General features: G+C 55.8%; 10 protein-coding genes. 4 read left to right on the top strand and 6 right to left on the bottom strand.

Annotated elements, in window-relative coordinates:
* Positions 1 to 40: 40 nt before the first annotated feature.
* A complete protein-coding gene (aceF, locus tag IEY52_RS00355) occupies positions 41 to 1,729 on the top strand; it encodes a dihydrolipoyllysine-residue acetyltransferase (RefSeq protein ID WP_188998125.1) in 1,689 nt (562 codons plus the stop codon).
* A 219-nt stretch (positions 1,730 to 1,948) separates the two neighbouring features.
* Here the strand turns inward: aceF and IEY52_RS00350 are convergent, their stop codons facing one another.
* Genes IEY52_RS00350 through IEY52_RS00340 form a run of 3 tightly spaced genes read right to left on the bottom strand, consistent with a single transcriptional unit; the run spans position 1,949 to position 3,027 of the window.
* The gene (locus IEY52_RS00350) at positions 1,949 to 2,347 is read right to left on the bottom strand and encodes a Fur family transcriptional regulator (RefSeq protein WP_188998122.1); all 399 of its coding nucleotides are present in this window, start codon (positions 2,345 to 2,347) and stop codon (positions 1,949 to 1,951) included.
* Positions 2,322 to 2,711: a hypothetical protein gene (locus IEY52_RS00345; protein ID WP_188998119.1), complete on the bottom strand. Its 390-nt coding sequence runs from the start codon at positions 2,709 to 2,711 to the stop codon at positions 2,322 to 2,324. Before IEY52_RS00345 ends, IEY52_RS00350 begins: the two co-directional genes overlap by 26 nt.
* On the bottom strand, positions 2,695 to 3,027 hold the full coding sequence (locus tag IEY52_RS00340) for a phage holin family protein (protein WP_188998116.1): 333 nt from the start codon (positions 3,025 to 3,027) through the stop codon (positions 2,695 to 2,697). Before IEY52_RS00340 ends, IEY52_RS00345 begins: the two co-directional genes overlap by 17 nt.
* Positions 3,028 to 3,177: 150 nt before the next feature.
* Here IEY52_RS00340 and IEY52_RS00335 point away from each other — a divergent pair, with 150 nt between their 5' ends.
* The 3 genes from IEY52_RS00335 to IEY52_RS00325 all read left to right on the top strand — a co-directional run bounded on the left by IEY52_RS00335 (position 3,178) and on the right by IEY52_RS00325 (position 6,364).
* The gene (locus IEY52_RS00335; RefSeq protein ID WP_188998113.1) at positions 3,178 to 3,864 is read left to right on the top strand and encodes a class I SAM-dependent methyltransferase; all 687 of its coding nucleotides are present in this window, start codon (positions 3,178 to 3,180) and stop codon (positions 3,862 to 3,864) included.
* A 57-nt stretch (positions 3,865 to 3,921) separates the two neighbouring features.
* Entirely contained in the window at positions 3,922 to 4,821 is a 900-nt protein-coding gene (locus IEY52_RS00330; protein WP_188998110.1) for a phytoene/squalene synthase family protein, read from the top strand.
* Between the two features lie 64 nt (positions 4,822 to 4,885).
* A complete protein-coding gene (locus IEY52_RS00325) occupies positions 4,886 to 6,364 on the top strand; it encodes a phytoene desaturase (RefSeq protein ID WP_188998106.1) in 1,479 nt (492 codons plus the stop codon).
* A gap of 70 nt (positions 6,365 to 6,434) precedes the next feature.
* Here IEY52_RS00325 and IEY52_RS00320 read toward each other — a convergent pair whose 3' ends face one another.
* The 3 genes from IEY52_RS00320 to IEY52_RS00310 all read right to left on the bottom strand — a co-directional run bounded on the left by IEY52_RS00320 (position 6,435) and on the right by IEY52_RS00310 (position 19,616).
* The gene (locus tag IEY52_RS00320; protein WP_188998103.1) at positions 6,435 to 7,898 is read right to left on the bottom strand and encodes a hypothetical protein; all 1,464 of its coding nucleotides are present in this window, start codon (positions 7,896 to 7,898) and stop codon (positions 6,435 to 6,437) included.
* Complete coding sequence (locus IEY52_RS00315; RefSeq protein ID WP_188998100.1) at positions 7,895 to 8,524, bottom strand: ABC transporter ATP-binding protein; 630 nt, start codon at positions 8,522 to 8,524, stop codon at positions 7,895 to 7,897. Before IEY52_RS00315 ends, IEY52_RS00320 begins: the two co-directional genes overlap by 4 nt.
* Before the next feature lie 103 nt (positions 8,525 to 8,627).
* The gene (locus IEY52_RS00310; RefSeq protein ID WP_188998097.1) at positions 8,628 to 19,616 is read right to left on the bottom strand and encodes a translocation/assembly module TamB domain-containing protein; all 10,989 of its coding nucleotides are present in this window, start codon (positions 19,614 to 19,616) and stop codon (positions 8,628 to 8,630) included.
* Between the last annotated feature and the right edge of the window lie 132 nt (positions 19,617 to 19,748).

Genomic DNA, 19,748 nt, shown 5'->3' with positions numbered 1-19,748 from the left:
AAGGAATGTTCTTTTTGATCCTGTTGAAAGGAGTACATGCGTGGCTACTGAAGTAAAACTTCCCGAGGTGGGCGACAACATTGCCTCCGCTACCGTGGTCAATGTGCTGGTCAAAGTGGGCGACACTGTGGCGCTCAACCAGCCCGTGATTGAAATTGAAACCGACAAGGCCGTTGTGGAAGTTCCCAGCGACGCTGCCGGAACCGTGAAGGAAATCAAGGTCAAAACCGGAGACAACGTGCCCGTGGGCAACGTCATTCTGGTGCTTGAAGGCGAAGGTGCAGGTGGCGTTGCCGCACCCTCCACCCAGACCGACCAGACCGAAACAACCTCACCTGTGGCCGAACCCGAAGGCACCCTGGTTCCCCAGCACACCGCAGCCAGCAGCGCTCCTGCTGCAGGTGGTTCTGCAGAAGTGAAACTCCCCGAAGTGGGCGACAACATCGCTTCTGCCACCGTGGTCAACGTGCTGGTCAAAGCTGGAGACACCATTTCCAAAGACCAGCCCATCGTGGAGATTGAGACTGACAAGGCTGTCGTGGAAGTCCCAAGTGACGCTGCAGGCACCGTAAAAGAAGTCAAAGTCAAAGCCGGTGACAACGTGCCCGTGGGTGGTGTGCTGCTGGTTTTGGAAGGTGGCGCTGCTGCACCTGCTGCCCCCAAAGTCGAGGCTCCCAAGGCAGAAGTCCCTGAAGCTCAACCCCAGCAGGCCAACCAGGGTTCTCCCACCCAGGCACCTGGCAATCAGATTGCCCAGAACGAAGGTCCCAAAGCTGCCCCCGCTCTGGTGGCTGTGGAAGGCCGTCAGGTCGCCCATGCTGCTCCCAGTGTGCGCAGACTGGCCCGCGAAATCGGCATTGACATCAACACCGTGGCTGGAACCGGCATTGCCGGACGCATCTCTGAAGAAGACGTGCGCCGCACCGCTGGAACCCCCACCGTGTCTGCTCCTGCTGCCGCTGCACAACCTGCTGCCCAGGCTGCACCTGTTGTTCAGGCCCAGCCCCTTCCCGACTTCAGCAAGTGGGGCAACATCCGCAGGGAAGACTTCAATGGTGTGCGCAAAGCCACCGTGCGCAGCATGGCCAACGCCTGGTCCACGGTTCCCATGGTCACACACTTCGACAAAGCAGACATCACTGTGATGGAGCAGGTCCGCAAGTCCTTCGGTGCCCGTGTGGAAAAAGCCGGTGGCAAGCTGACCATGACCGCCATCCTGATGAAGGTGGTCGCCAACGCCCTGCGCAAGTTCCCCAAATTTGCTGCAGCCATCGATGTGGCCAACGGTCAGGTCGTTTACCGCGATTACATCAACCTCGGCATCGCTGTGGACACCCCCTCCGGTCTGCTGGTTCCCGTGATCAAAGACGTGGACCGCAAGAGCATCACCGAAATCAGCGTGGAACTGGGCGAGATTGCTGGCAAGGCCCGTGACCGCAAGCTCAAACCCGACGAAATGGCCGGAGGCGTGTTCAACATCTCCAACCTGGGCGGCATTGGTGGGTACGGTTTCACCCCCATCGTCAACCCCCCAGATGTGGCCATCCTCGGCGTGAGCCGCTCTGCCTTTGAGCCTGTCTGGAACAAAGACAAAGGCGAATTCGAGCCCCGCTTCCTGATGCCCCTCAGCCTCACTTACGACCACCGCCTGATTGATGGTGCAGATGCCGCCCGTTTTGCGCGCTACATCTGCGAGTCTCTGGAAGATCCCTTCCTGATCAGCCTGTAAAGTTTAAAAAGAAAAAACACCTCCCTGCACATTTGTGGGGAGGTGTTTTTTGGGGAGCACTGGGGGTGAAGATCCCCCTGCCTTTCGCATGCGCTCAAGGCTGTCCCCCGTCAGCGTTGGGGGACTCGGTGTGAGTCTGAGATGGCTTTCACTTCAGTTTTCCACCCATCCCCAACGCTGACGGGGGACCGTTCCAAGCGGAGCGAGGAACAGGGGGATTTAAGACGCAACCAGCCCCTGGCACTTCGGGCACGTCCCATACAGCGTCAATTCGTGCGCTTCCACGGTGTAGCCACCTGGAAGCAGGCTTCCTGTGGGGATGTTCAGGGGGCACAAATCCAGATCCACCACCTCGCCGCACTTGAGGCACTGGAAATGGTGGTGGTGTCCCAGGTTGGCTTTCTCGAAGCGGTTTTCACCGCTGGGCAGGATCACCGTTTTGATCTGGTGGTCGTCTTGCAGGAGGCGCAGGGTGCGGTACACCGTGGCGATCCCGAGTCTGGGCATGCTTTTCTGAGCATGGTCCAGAATTTCCTGCACGCTTAAGGGGCCTCTGGCTTCCTCAATGACGTGCAGGATGGTGTCTCTCTGTTTAGTGTTTCTTCTGGGCTGGGTCATTTGCGGGTTTCTTGGTGCGTTCCAGCAACTGGTCGGCAAGTTCTTCCAGTTTAGGGGCCAGCACTTTCTCCTGCAAGACTTTCAGCAGCAAACCGCCCACAGCGGTCATGATCACACCACTTAAAGCACCTTTGCTGGCAGCGGCTTCTTTGGCCGCTTCCACATTTTTGCCGCCAGCGACTTTGACCACTCTGGTTTTCTTGGTGCCCCGTCCGATCAGAATGCCCAGGGCCAGACCTGCACCCACCGCAATGCCCAGCTTCTTGATGGGGTCCTGTTGCAATTTTACATGCAGACTGGTGCTGTCCTGCAAGGTGTTGAGGCTGTCTTCAAGGTGTCTTTTGGCTTCATCGGATGTCGTCATCGTCGGTTCCTCCAATTTTTTTCAGTGCGAACATCACCATGCCTCCGGTCAAGAGGAGGGACAGCAGGAACATCACCAGCGATGCTCCCCAGGATGGAAGAACCAGCAACAAAAGCTGATACAGCGCCATCAACAGGAAAATCACAGCCCCCAGCAGGGGGAAGAGGGCAGCCAGCAAAATCACAATGCCCAGACCACGTTGTTTGATTTGTGCGCCAATGTTCTGGAACACTTCACTGATCTCGGCCTTCACCACCTGGATGAAGGCGTTGATCACATCCATAAAAGCGTTCCCAATGGGTTTCCTCTCATTCATCGCCTTAATCCTAACAGATCATGAGATCCCGAGTTGTGTGTTTTGCACTGAAGCGATCCTTGAGGGGACTGTAATGCTGCTCTCAGTGAGGGTTTGCAAGTTCAGCCACGCTTACAGTCGTTTGGAGAGGCAGCCAGCACAATGAACAGCATGACCCGTCTGACGCTGGCCCAGCAGAGCAATTTTTTGCCCCTGACGGTGTGGGGGTATGATTTGTGGCGCAAGCGTTCCCTTTCCCTGCTGACGGGAGAGAAGTTCCCTCTGGAGCGCGAATTAGGGCAGTTTCTGGACTGGGTGAAACCTGTAAAAGGTCAACACTGGCTGGATGTGGGGACCAGCACAGGAAATTATGCCAGGGTGCTGGTCCATGCTGGTGCCACCGTCACCGCTCTGGATCTGTCTGCAGGTTTTCTGCAGGGCCTTCCCAGGCATCCCAGGCTTCACCCCCATCAGGGCAACATGGAAGATGGACTTTTTGGTTCTGCTGCTTTTCATGGCGTTGTGGTTGCAGGAACCCTCAACGAAACCCATTCTGCAGAACGGATGCTCGATCAGGCGGTGCAGGCCCTCAAAGCAGACGGTTTGCTCTACCTGATGTATTTGCTTCCGCCCCGGAAGTCTTTTGGGAAGCTCGAGCAGTTTATTGGTTTGAAGGCTGGAGTACGGTTTCTGCAGCAGATGACAACCAGAAAGTATCTGCAGACACAGAGCCTGACTTTAATCAACGAAAGCCAGCATGGTATTGTAAGTTTCGAGCTGTATCGCAAAAGCGCAGCACCAAAAGAAAATGCAGTACCGCAAAAAAGTGTGGTATCACAAAGAGCAGTGGGTCATTAAAATGCTGACCCTGGAAGTTTTTCACAAGCACAATCACCTTACCCTGGAGTGGAGCACATGATCAGAAACCACAACCCTGAATGGCACCTCCCACCCACCCAGGCATTGAAGGTGTGTCGGGACATCACCAGACAGCATTCCAAGACCTTTTACCTGGGAAGCAAGTTTTTCCCTGCCAAACAGCGTCTGGCTGTCTGGGCTGTGTATGCCACCTGCCGCACCGGCGATGACATTGCAGACGAAAGCCTCCCCCATCTGGCCCCCCAGAAACTGGAACAGTGGTGGGAAACCACCCGCAGTGCTTTGCAGGGTCATCCTCTGGAAGATGACGTGAGCCAGGCCCTGACCTGGGCTGCACATCAATATCCGTTGCCCCATGAAGCTTTTCATGAGCTGTACCTGGGCCTGAGAATGGACCTTGATGAAACCTCTTACCAGACCATGGCAGATCTGGAGCTGTATTGCCGCAGGGTGGCAGGCATTGTGGGCCTGATGGTTTCTCCCATCTGCGGTTACCAGGGAGGCGAGGAAACCCTGCAAAAAGCCCTCAAGCTGGGCATGGCCATGCAGCTCACCAACATCCTGCGGGATGTGGGGGAGGACCTGCAGGAACGGGGCCGACTGTATTTGCCATCAGAGCTGCTGCAGCAGTTTGGGGTGACAGAACAGATGCTGCAAAAAGGTGTGGTCACGCCAGAATACCAGCGCCTGATGCAACACCTGATTGCGCTGGCCAGAAGCTGGTACCAGGAAGGCAGGACAGGAATTCCGTGTCTGCAGGGCTCGGGTCGGCTTGCGGTGGCGGTGGCGGCCCGTGCTTACGAAGGCATTCTGGACAGCCTGGAGCAGAACGGCTACAACAACTTTTCCCAGCGAGCGCAGGTCAGTGGCCTGCAAAAACTTCTGATGGTCCCGGTTGCATGGTGGAAACTCAGGACACAGCTTCACAGACGCTGACAGCAGAACCGCTTTAAGATGAACGCACATCCAGGGTCACAGACCAGAGGGGTCAGAAAAAAGCATGCCAAAAAACATCATCGTGATCGGAAGCGGCTTCGGAGGTCTGGCTGCTGCCATTCGTTTGCAGGCCAGAGGGCACAAAGTCAAACTGTTTGAAAAAAGAGACAAACTGGGAGGCCGGGCTTATGTTTATGAGCAAAACGGCTTCACTTTCGATGGAGGCCCCACCATCGTCACGGCCCCTTTTCTTTTTGATGAACTCTGGCAACTGGCCGGTAAAAAACGGGAAGACGACGTCACCTTCGTAAAGTGTGATCCCTTCTACCGGATTTTTGACCACAACAAGCGGGTCTTCAATTACAACGATGATGAAATGTACATTCTGGAGCAGATTCACAACATCAGCCCCGAAGACAAAAGGGGGTACCTGAATTTCATTCATTCCACCAAAGCCATCTTTGACAAGGGGTTCACCGAACTGGCAGATAAACCGTTCCTGAATTTCACAGACATGCTGAAAGTCGCCCCAGATTTGATCCGGATGCAGAGCTACCTCAATGTGTACCCTTATGTCAGCAAGTTCATCAAGGACCCGTTTCTCAGGCAGTGTTTCAGTTTTCACCCGCTTCTGATTGGCGGAAATCCCTACGACTCCAGCAGCATTTACGCGATGATTCACTATCTGGAACGCAAATGGGGCGTCTGGTACGCCATGGGGGGCACTGGAGCCATTGTGCAGGGCATGGCAAAGCTTTTTGCCTCTCTGGGAGGGGAAACTTTCCTCGACAGTGAAGTGGCAGAAATTCTGGTTGACGACGGACGGGTGCAGGGCATACGCCTGAAAGACAGCACAGAACATCAGGCAGACGATGTGGTCTGCAATGCAGATGTGTCCTGGACTTACAAAAACCTGATCCCGGAAAACAAACGCAAGAAGTACACCGATGCCAAAGTGGACAGCCTGAGGCACAGCATGAGCCTCTTTGTGATTTACTTCGGGACCAGAAAACAGTACAGAGATCAGGGGCTGGCCCACCACAACATCATTCTGGGTCCGCGTTACAAAGGACTGCTGGACGACATTTTTCACAAGAAGGTGGTGGCCCAGGATTTCTCACTGTACCTGCACATGCCCAGCCTGACCGATCCCAGCATGGCTCCAGAAGGTGGCGAGTGCTTTTATGTGCTTTCACCGGTGCCCCATCTGGGCAGCAAAACCGACTGGACCACGTTTGCGAAAACCTACCGGGATCGCATCATGAAGTTCCTGGAAGACAATTACCTGCCAGGTTTGCAGGAAAACCTGGTGGCCGAGCACCACATTGACCCCATCCATTTCAGGGACGAACTGAACAGCCATTTGGGAGCAGCGTTCAGTGTGGAACCTGTGCTCACCCAGAGTGCCTGGTTCAGGCCCCACAACCGTTCGGAGGATTTCTCCAACCTGTATTTTGTGGGTGCAGGGACCCATCCTGGTGCAGGTTTGCCCGGTGTGCTCAGCAGTGCCAAAATCGCTGAAGACCTGATCTGCGAGGGTTGATCTGCGCCTGAGCAACAAAAAGCAGGAAGCAAAAGTTCACGCTTCCTGCTCTGGCTGTCTTGCGGAGGCTTTACAGTTCCAGGGGTTCCACCGGAGGTTGTTCCAGCAGGGTGGCATAAAAAATGAAAGCCAGCACCAGTTGCCCTGGCACCACCAGAGACACCCAGCCCAGTTGCAGCAGGGCCACCGCAGGAAGCACAGCCAGCAGTCCTGCCCCGAATTTCAAATATGTGCTCTGGGTGCCCAGTTGCGTCCAGCTGTTGAGGGCTTCCAGAGACAGCAGGTAAAGCGGGGCCATGGTCAGGGTCACCAGCAAGGTGGCTGGGGGCAATTGCAGCACGGTGCTCAGCACCAGCATCAGGGCATAAAACACCACTGAAATCAGTGTGCCAGGAAGAATCTGCCCGATGGCCCGCACTTCTTTGGGAACCGGCACCCACATGGGCTGGGTGGTGCTGGGCACCAGTCTGGGCAAGAAAATTCCCATGGCCACAATGGGCACAGCGCCCACAATCAGGGCCTTGTCGGGCTGGGAGACCAGAATGTTGACGGCGTAAGCCAGCAACACCATCCCGACCAGGGTGACCAGGTGGTCCGGGATGGACTGGCGGTACAGTCCCAGCAGGGTTCTCCAGGCAATCATGCGCAACGGGTTGCGTTCTGCTGGAACAGGCAGGCTGCGGGCATGGTGGGTGGTGGGCCTGAGGGTCATCTGCAGTTTGCGTTTGGTGACCAGCAGGTCAGGTGCTGCCTGGGCCTGCATGGAACCCAGAGCGAAAATCAGCAGGGTGTCCACGGCCCGGATTTCACTGAGGATGGTGCTGTGCTGCAGGAAAGCCCTGGGGTAATCCTCCTGCAGGTCACTCAAGACCTGCCAGACCGTGACAATCAGCAACACACCCAGCAGCAAGCAGGGAAGAGGACTGCTCACCAGCAGGGAGCCGATGAGGCTGTATTCGGGCACCCAGAAAGCAGCAGCAATTCCCACCACAAAAAACACCAGCAGCACCGGGAAGAGGCTGGCTTTGCGGTCTTCCTGCCAGCGGTATTTCAGCCAGCCCAGGTGTTGCAGGAGCCAGCCCAGCAACACCCAGTTGAGTGCAGCATAAGGGGTGATGAAGTTCAGAAGCTTCCAGGTGGTCATGCTCCACAGGGCACCCACCAGCAGCAAAATCAGCATGTCCCGGATGGCAGAAAAGGTCATGGAATAGGCCAGCACCTGCACCGGACGGCCCGGACTGAAACCCAGCCTCACAGCATCCCGCTGGCTGATGAAAAAGGGAGGCACCACATTGGTCAGTTTGATGAGGTACCACAGGGTCACCAGACCCACAGCAAAAATGGTTTTTTGCAGCAGCGGTATCTGGGTTTTCAGGGGGTTGGCATCGTCAAAAGCCCCGAATCCCAGAAAGCCTGCACTGATCAGCACATAAATCGCTGTGGGCAGCCCGATGGCCCTGCTGAACCACTTCCACCACACATCAAAAGCCCGTGAGAGGGTCTTCTGGCGGATTTGAGATACGGCTCTGGTCATGCGGTTTTGCTCACCATGCCGTCCTGCACCCTTGCCACCTGGGCTTTCAGGATCTGGGTGGTCTCGGTCTGGTGGGCACTGAGCAGCACTCCATTGCCGTGCTGGGCAGCATCCCGGATCCCGTGGGACAGTGCTTCCTGTGCGGCCTGGTCCAGGGCATTGTAAGGCTCATCCAGCAGGGTGAGCGGCAAATTCAGGCCCAGGGCCAGCGACAGCGAGAGTTTCTGGCGCATCCCTCTCGAGTGGGTGGCAGGGAAATCCTTCAGGCGGTCGGTGAGGTGAAAGCGCTCCAGCCACTCCAGAATGGGAGCTTCGGGTTTCTCATAGAGGGCCGCCACATACTGCACGTGTTCCTGCAAAGTCAGGTCCTCGTAAAGGGCGGGTTCATCTGGCACGTAAACAAATTGTTTTCTGCCTGCAATGGACCTGGGGTTTTCGCCTGCAACTTTCACTTCGCCTTTGGAAGGAAACAGGCCGATCATGCCCCTCAGCAGGGTGCTTTTGCCTGCTCCGTTGTGTCCGATCAGGTGCACGATTTCACTTTTTTTGACCTCGAAGTCAGCACGTTCAATGATGACCCGGTTTTGCAATTTGACACTGAAATCTTTGACTTTGAGTGGGAGCATGTCTCTACCTTTCTGCACCACTGTATCCTGTTTTGCTCTTTTTCACCTGAAACGGCATGGACAGCAACACCATCCATGTTTTCGGGATGTTCTGTTGCAGCGTTCAGAACTTCAGTTTGTAACCCAGTTTCACGCTGAAGCCCCGTTCCCCCTGGGTGTTCTGTTCGGTGCGGATGCCCAGCTCGATGCTGTTCTGGGCATCAAAGTTGTAGGCCAGAGAGAACTCGGGCTGCACAGAATTGAAATCCAGCTTGTTGAGGGGGCTGCTGAAGGACAGGGAAAGTTTGCCGTCCAGGGCATTGTATTGTACCTCCACATTGCCATTGCCCAGCAGATCCACCTGGTACTGGATGTACCATTCGCGGCTCAGGTAGGTGCCCACCGTGAATTCTGCGTTGAAGCTCTGGTCAGCCCCGATGGTGTAATTGCGAATGCGGAACACATCGATGCCCAGCGCCTGCGCAATGCTGCGTTCAATTTCACCCACCACGAACACCTGCAGGGTGGTCCTCAGGGCGCTCTGGGTCAGTTCGGTGGGGATGTTGCGCAGGTCCTTGGTGCCAAACACCACCAGGGCATACAGGCTGGCCTCGTCCAGGCATTTGGGCAGGGTGGATCCAGGATTGCGCACCGGGTCGGCACATTGGCCCAGCACCTCCCGTTCCTCGCGCAGGTCGATGACTGGCACCAGTGTGCGTTTGCGGGGATTTTTGGGATCGGCTTTGAAGTTCCCCGTGATGGTCATGATCACCCGGACGTTTTGCCCTTCATCCCGAACGATGCCCAGGCCCTCCAGATAGATTTTGGGGTAAGCGCCGTCGGCTGCATTGAAACGGATGCTGGTGGCCCCGGTGTTCAACACAAATTCGTTTTCGCGCAGGAACACGCTGCCCCGTTTGGGCAGGATGTCTCCCTGCAATCTGGGGGTGTAGGCATTCCCTGAGAGCACCAGTTGCCCCCCAAACTCTGCCCGTGCCAGGTTTTCATCGATGCGGATGTTGTTTTTGGCATCGATCAGGATGTCATCAAAGATCCAGTTGGACAGGGCTGCACGGTCTTGGTCCTGCCGCTGTTGTGGGAAAGTGGTGTATTCGCTGGAGAGCGGGCTTTCAAACTCAAATGTGTCGTCTTTCTCGGTTTTGTCGGTGTCAGGCTTGGAGAGGGTGAATTGCAGTTTCTCCAGATCAACATTGCCTGCAAGGCGGTAAAACTCTCCGCTTCTGGTCAGGTTGAGCACCCCGGTGGCACTGGCATCCTTGATGTAATAGTTCTGCAAATCAGGGGCCACCTGATCCAGCTGAATGCGCACATTCAAATCAGGGTAAAGGTCTCCGGTGGCCTGGATTTTTCCGCCACGGGTCCCGGTCAAGAGCAGTTTCCAGGCCTCTCCCTGCTGGTTCAGGCGCACAGTGGTGCCTTCCAGGGTTCCAAAATTGTCCACACTCAGGCTGCCGCTGGCATCGATCTGGGCGTTTTGCAGGCTGCCGTTTTGCAGGTTGGCTTTGCCTTCCAGCTTGAGGGTACTGTCCACCACACCACTGGTGGTGGTGTCGCTCTGGAAAGTCAGCTGGTTTTGTTTCAGCAGGGCATTCAGTTGATTCATCTGGATGCCAAGGCCTGCCAGTTCCCCTTGCAGGCCATTGCCCTGCACCTGAATGGTGGGCTGACCATAATCCCCCATGGCTTTCAGGGAGAGGTTGCCTTTCAGGCTGGGTTTGTAGTCCTTGAGGGCTGGAACCAGGGCCAGCAGGGGGGTGAAGGTGGTGTCTTTGAAGTTCGCAGAGAGATTGACCTGATCGGGGGCATAAACGCCCTGAATCAGCAGGCTTCCTGCTCCGGTCAGTTGAATGCCAGGAATGGTCAGTGCCCCCTGTTCCAGAGAAAATTGTCCCTGTCCCATCAGGGTCTGGCCTGCAGAGGTGACCTTGATGTTTTCGGCCACCACGCTGAGGCGCAGTTTGTCCAGTTCAGAGAGTTTGCCATCAATGCGGCCTGTTCCGGTCAGCAGGGCCTGACCTGGCAGGGCATCGGTGTAGGCTCCAATCAGGGCATGCAAGGGGGTGTTGCGGAAGTCGAAAGTGCCCACCAGGACGCCCGAAGTGCTGCTGGCCACAAAAGTGGTGTCTCCGATGGATCCCCTCAGACGGGCATCCCCACCACTGAAGGTGCCATCCAGACGGGCACTGAGCACCGTTCTGGGTGCTTCGGTGGCGGGTGTGGCTGTGGGATCCAGATTGGCGATTTCCAGTTCAGGAGGAGTGCCTCCAGGCAGGCTCAGGTCGGGAACCCTGAGGTTGACGGTGCTGGTGTCTCCAGTCAGGCTGGCCGTGCCGTAAATATGACCTTTGGCATAAGGCAAGACCCCCAGTTTCTCCAGAGGGAATGCGCTGGCACTGACCGTGACCAGATAACCTTCGTCCGAAGGAGCAATGCCCAGGTTTTCCAGGGCAGGAACCACATCTGCAAGGCTACCCTGACCTTCCAGCAGCAGAGAACCTTCATCCAGTCGGGTTTGCAGGGTGCCTGTGAACTGGCTGTCTTCCACATCCACCTGACCAGTGATGATTCCTTTGATGTCTTTGTAGGTATAGCCGAACTGATCCACCAGAATTTTCCCCTGCACCTGGCCGTTTTGCAGGGTGAGGTTGGCGTCCAGGGTGCCAGGATTGCGGGTGGTGTGCAGTTTGGCTTTCAATTGCCCGTTCCAGCCGTTCTGGTTGTTTCCTGTCAGGTTCAGGGTGCCCAATGGTCCGGTGTAATCTGCCACAGCGCTGATCTGGTCTCCCAGCACCACATGTGCTGTGAGGTCGCCCTGAACTTTTTCATCCAGCACGGGGATGGTGAAAGGCAGTTTCAGGTTGGTGGTTTTGAGGTCCAGGGTTCCAGTGCTGCCCTTGCCCTTTCCAGTCAGGCTGAATTGTCCCTGGTATTCGCTGCCATCCAGGCTGCCCACCTCGAAAGTGGGGATGTTGACGTTCCAGCCTGCTTCGGTGTAACTTGCTGTCCCCTGATGGACGCCATCGTTGATGGTGGCCTGCACATCCAGAGGCGAAATGGTGGCTGTGGCCTGCACAGTGGTTCTGGATTGCTGCAGGTTGGCTTGCAGGGTTTTGCCCGTGCCCTGAAGCAGCATTTTGATGGTGTCTTTCTGGAACTCGGTGCTGCCACTGAAGGTGCTGTCTGCAAAGCGGTACGCGAGGCTGCCATTGGCCTGAATGTCCGGGGTGTCCAGGAATTCCAGGATGGCCTGCTGGGTGTCCAGTTTGACATTGGCCTGCAGACCGTAAGCTTTGAGGGTGCTGTACACCGTGGGCAGGTCTTTTCCAGCCAGACGGTAACTCAATGGCTCAGCCGTCAGCCAGGACGGCAAGCCTCCCAGATTGCCTGTTCCGCTCCACTCCTGGTTGTTGACTGAAAAACGGCCATTGGCCTGATACCCCTGGTAAGCCACCTGATGTTGCACTTGCAGGTTGTAGCTCTGGATCAGGTGTTCCAGAGACAAGTTCTTCAGATCCAGGGGTTGAATTTGCTGGTAATGGGCTTCCACATGACCACTGAAGGGACCCCTGGCATCTGCTTTGAGGTTGCCCTGTTTCAGGCTGGCGGTGCCTTCCAGGGTGACGCTGTGGTCAAATCCTTTTGCATTGAAACCAGAGAACTGGACCTGCTGGTTTTGATACACCAGGGTGGTTTTGCCCCCTTGCAGCAGGGTGACTGCAGGATTTTGCAAAGTGCCATTGAGGGTGAAGGCACCATCTGGAGTGGTGGCATCCTGATACTTCAGTCCAGCGTAATTTCCGGTGGCTGCCACGGTTGGATTGCTCAACTCGCCTTGCAGGTGGGCTGCAATCTGGGCCTGTTGCAACTGGCCTTCCTGGTACTGAATGCCATTCAAAGTGGCGTTCAGGCGCAGATCTGGGGATTTCAGGTCTCCCTGGGTGCTGCCATTCAGTTTGAAGTTTTGCACCCTGGCCTCCTGATAAACAAACCCACCGCCCTCTGCAACCAGTTGAATGCTGGGAGCCTGCCAGTTTCCCTGATGGTCGGCGGTCAGGACAGCATTTTGCAGCTGGTAATCCTGGTAGTTCACCCCGCTGAGTTTTCCAGTCAGGTGCGCTGTAGGACTGTTCCAGTCGCCCTGAAAGGTGCCAGAGAAGCTTGCTGCCTGCAGGGTGTCCTGCTGGTACCTGGCCTCTGAAACATCTCCTGTGAAGGTCACGCTGGGCTTTTCCAGGGGTCCTTTGGAATCTGCCACAACCGAGCCATTCCTGAGGGCAATGTCTTTGTATTGCAAATCCTGCACTTTGCCCTGCAGATGGATCTGGGGATCAGACAGGTTGCCTTTGAGGGTTCCTGAAATTTCTGCAGATTGCAGCTGGTCTCCCTTGAATTGCACACCACGGAGGAGGGCAGTCAGGCTTCCATCCAGCAGGGACGTGGCCCCTTTCTGGTTGACCTGCAGGTGAAACACCGAGCTTTCTGCAGCACTGTCCTGATAGCGGAACCCGGTGCCATCAGCAACCAGGGCCACATCGGCTTCAGGCCAGGTGCCAGCGTAATCTGCAGCGAGGCTGGAGGTCTGCAACTGGAAATCCTGATATTTGATTCCGGTCAGATCGCCTGTCAGGTGAACGGTGGGTTTGTTCCACTGGCCCTGGTAATCCACCAGAAGTTTTCCTGCATCCAGGGTGTTGTCCTGGTATTTCACACCTGCAAGATCTGCATTCAGGTGGATGGTGGGTTTGTTCCACTGGCCCTGGTAATCCACCAGGAATTTTCCTGCATCCAGGGTGTTGTCCTGGTATTTCACGCCTGCAAGATCTGCATTCAGATGGATGGTGGGCTGCTCCCAGGCCCCGCTGGAGGTCCCGGAGAATCTGGCCTGCTGCAGGCTTTCACCCTGGTATTTCACGTTTTGCAGGGTTCCAGAAGCCTCCACATCCGGTTTGCTGAAATCTCCCACAGAGTGCAGGGTCAGGTCTGCCGACCCCATGGAAATTTGCTGGTAACTGGCTCCAGAAAACTGGGTGGTCAGCTGAATTTCTGGTGCGGTGTAAGGACCACTGAAGGTGCCTTTGAGGGTGGCCTGCTGCAGTTTTCCATTCATATAAGCAATCTGGGACAGCGTGCCTGCGTATTCCGCGGTGATTTTTTGAAGATCACCTTCAAACTTCACCTGCACCTGGGTGCGCCCTGATGCGCCTTCCAGCAGGGGAACGGCATTGATCAGCAAATCACCACTGAACTGCAGTGGAGTGGGCTGCACTTTGATTGTTCCAGTGGCCACATTGCTGTCAGACAGCTGGTACGTGCCATCTCCATTTCCGGTCAGGGTCACATAAGCATCCCCTCTTTGCAGTTTCATTTGCCCGGAGAGGTGGGGGTAGGTGCCCTCAATGGTGCCTTTTGCCAGCACACCTGCCCCGGTCACATCTGCAGTGAGCTTCAGGACCAGCTGGTTCACGTCCAGGTTTTTCACCTGGATGTCTCCAGACACCTTGCCCTGAATGTCGCCTTTCAGGGTGGCCTGGGTGCTGACCACCAGGTCTTGCAGTTTGCCGCTGGCCTGCAGGGTGGCAGAACCCAGGGCATGCTCGAAAGAACCTGTGGCCTGAATGTCTGGATTGCTGAAGTCTCCAGACACCGTTCCCGAGAGGTTCAGGACCCCATCTGCAATCTTGAAGTTCTGAATTTCTGCCTGAATGCCGTCCGGGTAAGTGCCTCCCAGCCGGATGGGGGAGGAGGCGTAATTTCCGGTGAGGTTCAGGTCAATTTTTTCCGCACTGTAAACAGCAGAGCCTTGCAGACGGATGGGATTGTCCTGCAGGTCTGCTGCCACGATGTTCAGGTTGCTGGCCTTTATGGCAGAGAGGGAGGTGTCTTTTCCAGAGACATCAAAAGCACCAGAGAGGATGCCCTGTTTGAGCTGGGGCACAAAAGCCCCCACATTGAGGTTCTCGGTGGTGAGCTGGGCTGTCCAGCCCGTTGCAGCGTAAAGGGCTGTTCCCTTGATGGCTCCGGCCAGTTGCGCTTCCCAGGCTTTGCCTTTCTGGGCCACAGAAAACTGAACGGTCTGGCTGGTGAGGCTTTCTTTGACCTGACCATTTGCCTGAATTTTCAGGGCATTCCAGGGACCCTGCACTGTGGCAGTGGCCCCAACCAGCACAGGATCTTTCAGGCCCACCAGCGAAGACACATCCCACTGGGGGATGGACAGCTGGGCACTCAGGCCTTTGAAAATGTCAGGTTCGATGCTGCCTGTAAAAGCTGCATCTTTCCAGCTGCCCTCCAGGGCCAGATTGCCCTTTCCAGTGCCTTTGAGCTGGAGGGGTTCATTGGCGACTTTTCCAGCGAACTGTACCCCTCCCGTGAAACTTCCATTCCAGGCCAGTTGGCCTGTGAGCAGTCCCGTCACCTCTTCACGCTGGATGCTGATGGTATTGAATTGCAGGTCTGCATTCTGCAGGGTCAACGCATCCTGATAGGTGGCCTGCACCTTGCCTGCAATTGCACCGTGCAGCTCCACCTGAATGTCTTTCAGGTTGCGGATTTCGATGTCGGCTGTGGTGGTTTTCAGTTGCACGCCTTCATAGGCTTCGGGCAGGGTGGCATGCACTTGCAGCAGGGGATTTTGCAGTTCACCACTGGCTTCAAAAGTCAGGGGCAGCGCAATGGGATCCAGCAATTTCCCGGTGCCTTTGATGCTCAGGTCTGGGTAAATCTGCCCACTGGCCTGCACGGTGCCCTGGGTCAGGGAAGCCTGCGCAGTGCTGGCGGTCAGGATGCCTTCTTTCCACTGGAAGTCTCCATTGATGGCAATGTCCTGCACCATTCCACTGGCATGCAAAACAGCATCCTGATAAGTGTTCAACTCGGCTTGCAGGCTGACCAGACCATCAATTTTGGCCACTTTTTGCAGGTTTAAATTCTGGATGCTGGCTTTCCCTTCGCCTGTGGTCAAATCCAGATTTGCCGAAACGGTGCTGCCATCCACAGTTCCAGACAGGATGGCCTGGGTTTGCTGCTGGGTTTGCACCTTCACATCAAGGTCCTGATCGAACACCTGTCCTTTGAGGGCCAGCAGCAGGCTGTCATAGGTGCCCTGAACAGTGCCCTGCGCCTGATCAAAACGCACACTGGCATTCACATCCGGGTAAACCTGACCCCGCACCTGATAGGCTTTTTGCAACGCATCGCCTTTCAGGTCCGTTTGCACCTTCAGACCGGGCAGGATTTCAAAAGTGCCGCTGGTGGCGTATTCCTGGTACCTGGCATTTAAAGTCCCGTTTGCAGCCAGGGTTTGCACCTCAAAATTGCTCAGGTTTCCTTTGAGGGTGGCTTTGCCAGCAAGGCCTTCGGGCAGATCAGGCACCAGAGCAGCATCCACTGTGCCTTCAAAAGTCTGTTTCTGGGGGGTGATTTCTGCCTGCAGATCGACCAGGGGATGCACTGCATGCACAGCAACCTGATAGGTGTCCGGGGTCCAGAAGCCATTGCCCTGCAAGGTCAGGGACTGGTTTTGCCACTGAACACCAGAAGTCTGGGCTTTGAAGTTCAGGCGGTTGTAAGGACCAGAAACCGCAAGCTGCACCCGTCCAGGGGTGAGTTTGCTGCGGTAGGGTCCAGGAATCAGTCGGGTGACCAGTGAAAGGGGAACATCAAGCGTTCCCTCAATGTCAGGGTAGACTTTTGCTTGCCCTGTGATCAGACCGGTAAAGTCTGCATTCACTTTCTGCAAGGTGGGGGAGATGTGCACCTGTCCAGCCCCGGCATCCCTCAAAGCGTAACTCAGGGTCAGCCCCCCAGAGACCTGCCCTCCCACGTACAGCACCTCTTCATTGCCCTGGGAAAGGGTGAAGTGGCTTTGCTGGAAATCCCCTTTGGCGAAATCTCCTTTGACAGTAAAGGTCTGGGCTGGAATCTGCGCCTGATCTTCCAGCACACTGTAGCTTTGAGAAACAGTGGTGAGGGTGCCTGACAGCCCTTTCAGGTTGCCGCGCAGTTCACTGGTGAAGTAATCGCTGCCCAGGTGGATCTGGTAATCCGAGAAGTCCAGTTTGCCCTCAGCGGTTCCAGTGCCATAACTGCTGTTCAATTTCGCGGTGAAGGTGTCTCCCAGTGCGTTGACACTGACGGTGTTCCCCTGATAACTGGCTTGCAGGAGGCCGGTGATCTTGCCACTGGCATATTTGAGGTTGCCACTGGCTGCAATGTCCTGATAGACAAAGTTGCTGGCCTGAATGCGGATGTCGTCCAGCCCGGTGGCCTGAACCTGGGCACTGCCTTTTTCCGGGCTGATCACTGTGGCATTGATCCTGAATTTGTCCAGTGTGCCCTGCACAGTCCCTCTGGCCTTCAGATCCCGGTACTGTGCAGACAGCGATCCAGCGTATTTCATGGCTGGGAGGTTCAATTTTGCGCTGGCCCGGAGGGTCACATCCTGCTGCCGGAAAGCTGCATCAACGGTCAGGTTTTTCCAGGCCCCTCTGGCACTGGCCTGAATGCGGGGGCCTTGCAGGCGGGCACTGAGCTGGCCTGCCCAGTCGGGATTCCAGGTTCCAGAGAGTTGCACTGTATAAGGAGCATTCTGGTACAGCAGGGTTTCCTGTCCAGAAACCGACACTTTCAGGGTGTTCAGGTCCAGCAAATTGACCTTCAGGCCTCCCACCATGCCGGAGGCTGTGACCGCTGGCATCAGGGTTCCCTGCAGTTGAAAGGGTTTGGATTTGACCAGCAAATCGCCCTGCACAAATTCAGGTGTGTTGCCATTGGCCTGATATTTCAGGGCATCCCAAGTGCCAAACACCCTCAGGTTGCTGGTGGCATTGAGCACGCTGATGGTGCCTTTCAGATTGGGCTGAGGGTACAAATTGCCCTGTGCTGCAGCAGTGAATTGTTTGCCTTTCACATCCACCTGTCCGGTGACCTGCTCTGGGGTCACTTTTAGCAGGGCCTGAATCTGGTTGTCCTGATAAGCCCCTTTGAAGACAGCACTGCCTCTGGAATCCACCAGATCCACACTGAGGGTCCCAGAAACCGGCAAATTGAACATCTTTTGCACGGTGGCCAGGGGCAAGCTGCCTCTGGCATTGATTTTCCCATCGGTCAGGCTGACGTTCAGGGTTTGATTTTCCTGGCGCAGGGTGGCTTTGAGCGGCTGGTACTGCAGGTCAGTCAGAATGCCTCCCAGGTTCAACTGGGCTTTTTCCAGGTCTGCCGTTCCAGACACCGGAAGGCCTTTCAGGGGACCCAGCAATGTGCCACTCAGGGTGGCTTTCAGGCCACTGAGGTTTGCAGTGACATCCTGATAAATGCTGCTGACCCTGACTTTGCCCACGGGTGAGAAATCCCGTACCACCAGGTTGCCACTGACGGTCTGTTTGACTCCTCCCAGAAAGGTGTAATTCTGCACGTCCAGCTGAAAATTTTCCGGGGTTCCTCTGGCCTGTACTCTGGGAGTGTTCAGCTGGAAGTTGAGGGTGCGGGTGTTCAGGCTCAATTCGCCCCGCAGATCTTCTGCTTCAGAAGGCAGACCGCTGAGCCCCACGGTTCCCAGCAGGTTTTCCCCCACCAGGTTCCCTCTTCCGTTGATGGTCCCTATGCCCTGCAGGGGAATGCTTTTCAGGTTCCAGGTGGCCCCGGAAGGCTGGTAGGTGAGGTCCAGGTGGGGCGTGCTGAGGTCCAGCACACCTTGCTTGTAGCTGCCCTGACCATTCAGAGACAGGGGCCCTGTGAAAGCCGTGTTCAACTGGGAATTGAGCACCCGGATGTTCAACTGGTCCAGGGTGCCACTGGCCCGCACATTCAAATCCCCCTGCAGGTTCTCCTGGAAGTCATGCAAGTTGCTGTGTGCAGTGGCCTGCAGGGTCTGTTTGTCCAGGCGGTAATTTCCGGCCACATCCACCTTGAAGGCCCGTCCAGTCAGATAAACCAGCTGGTCTTCCAGGTGTGCCCTGGCCTGAATGTCTTTGCCTGCCAGGGTGGCATCTCCCAGCCAGATTTTTCCGTTGTTTTTCAGGGTGGCTTTCAGTTGCCCCGATTGATCAAAGGCATTCAGGGTTCCTGTAGCAGTCACCCGGCTGAACAGGGTTTCATCCAGCTCGTAGTGAAGGCGGGCATCGGGAATGCTGGCTTGAGGAACCTGCACGGTTCCTGTGTAGTCTGCAGAGACCTTCACCTTTTCCCAGCCAGCCACTTCAATGTGCAATTTGCCTTTGCCGTCCAGGTCTCCCAGCTTCAGGTTTTTCAACTGGGGGGTGCCATTGGCCAGCACGGTATATTGTTCGGCATTCAGGTCCACGGTGGCATGGGCCTGAATGGATCCTCCCAGACCCAGACCAGACAGATCTGCTGTGATCACATCGCCCTGGTGGTGCAGGAGGCCCTGAATCTGGGTGACATCCACCGCCTGGAATTCTGGGACTTGCACCCGACCTCCAGAAATCCGCACATCCCCCTCAAGTTTGTCTGGAGTGAAAGCATAGGTGCCCTGAATGACCCCGGATTTGATGCCAGGATAGTAATACTGCAGGATGCTGGCATCCCCGTTGAAATCCATCTTGAAGGTGGACAGGGCAGGATCAAAAGAGGCCTGGGCTGTCAGCTTGCCATACTTTGTTTTCACCAGGCTTTCCAGTTGCCGATCGGCGAGGTTTTTCACGGAAAGTTCGGCATCTGGAAAATTGAAAGGGGTACCGTTCAGGTTGACCGTGGTGTCACTGACCTGCAAAGCGTCCAGACGGGTTTGCCACACACCTTCTCCTCCAGCAGTGAATTTGCTGGGATCGATGTCAATGTGGGCATGGTTCAATGCGGCCTGAATGTGAATGGTCTTGGAGAAAATTTCGGAAAGGCCCAGGCGCACCCGTGCACTTCCTGCAGTGGCCTGAATGCCTGGCTGCTTGAAAGCCACATCCTGCAAGGTGAAATCCCACAGCCAGCCCTGGATGTTTCTGGCCTGTATGTTCGTTCCAGTGTTGCGCACATAATTCAGCACCCATCGCAGTCCAACAGGACTGACCAGCACAACCATCAGTGCTGCCAGAAGCAGCACCAGTGCCAGTGTTCCCCATGCCAGGATTTTGCGCCACATACGCTAAATATTAAACACCATTCTGAGATGAAAACCAGTGATGGATTCTCTCATGTTGCTCTCGTTCAGTAAAATCAGCAACATGAGGATCTTGAGCAAACTTTAACCTTACAGGTCACCATTGCCCTGGGC

Source organism: Deinococcus roseus, from assembly GCF_014646895.1.
In the GTDB taxonomy this organism is placed as follows: domain Bacteria; phylum Deinococcota; class Deinococci; order Deinococcales; family Deinococcaceae; genus Deinococcus_C; species Deinococcus_C roseus.
This window is presented reverse-complemented; position numbering and strand designations above follow the sequence as displayed.

Bases quoted from the DNA above. Each gene is read 5' to 3' on its own strand.
- IEY52_RS00325 (WP_188998106.1), top strand. From the start codon at position 4,886: ATGCCAAAAAACATCATCGTGATCGGAAGCGGCTTCGGAGGTCTGGCT.
- IEY52_RS00320 (WP_188998103.1), bottom strand. From the start codon at position 7,898: ATGACCAGAGCCGTATCTCAAATCCGCCAGAAGACCCTCTCACGGGCT.
- IEY52_RS00345 (WP_188998119.1), bottom strand. From the start codon at position 2,711: ATGACGACATCCGATGAAGCCAAAAGACACCTTGAAGACAGCCTCAAC.
- IEY52_RS00330 (WP_188998110.1), top strand. From the start codon at position 3,922: ATGATCAGAAACCACAACCCTGAATGGCACCTCCCACCCACCCAGGCA.
- IEY52_RS00315 (WP_188998100.1), bottom strand. From the start codon at position 8,524: ATGCTCCCACTCAAAGTCAAAGATTTCAGTGTCAAATTGCAAAACCGG.
- IEY52_RS00335 (WP_188998113.1), top strand. From the start codon at position 3,178: ATGACCCGTCTGACGCTGGCCCAGCAGAGCAATTTTTTGCCCCTGACG.
- IEY52_RS00310 (WP_188998097.1), bottom strand. From the start codon at position 19,616: ATGTGGCGCAAAATCCTGGCATGGGGAACACTGGCACTGGTGCTGCTT.
- IEY52_RS00340 (WP_188998116.1), bottom strand. From the start codon at position 3,027: ATGAATGAGAGGAAACCCATTGGGAACGCTTTTATGGATGTGATCAAC.
- IEY52_RS00350 (WP_188998122.1), bottom strand. From the start codon at position 2,347: ATGACCCAGCCCAGAAGAAACACTAAACAGAGAGACACCATCCTGCAC.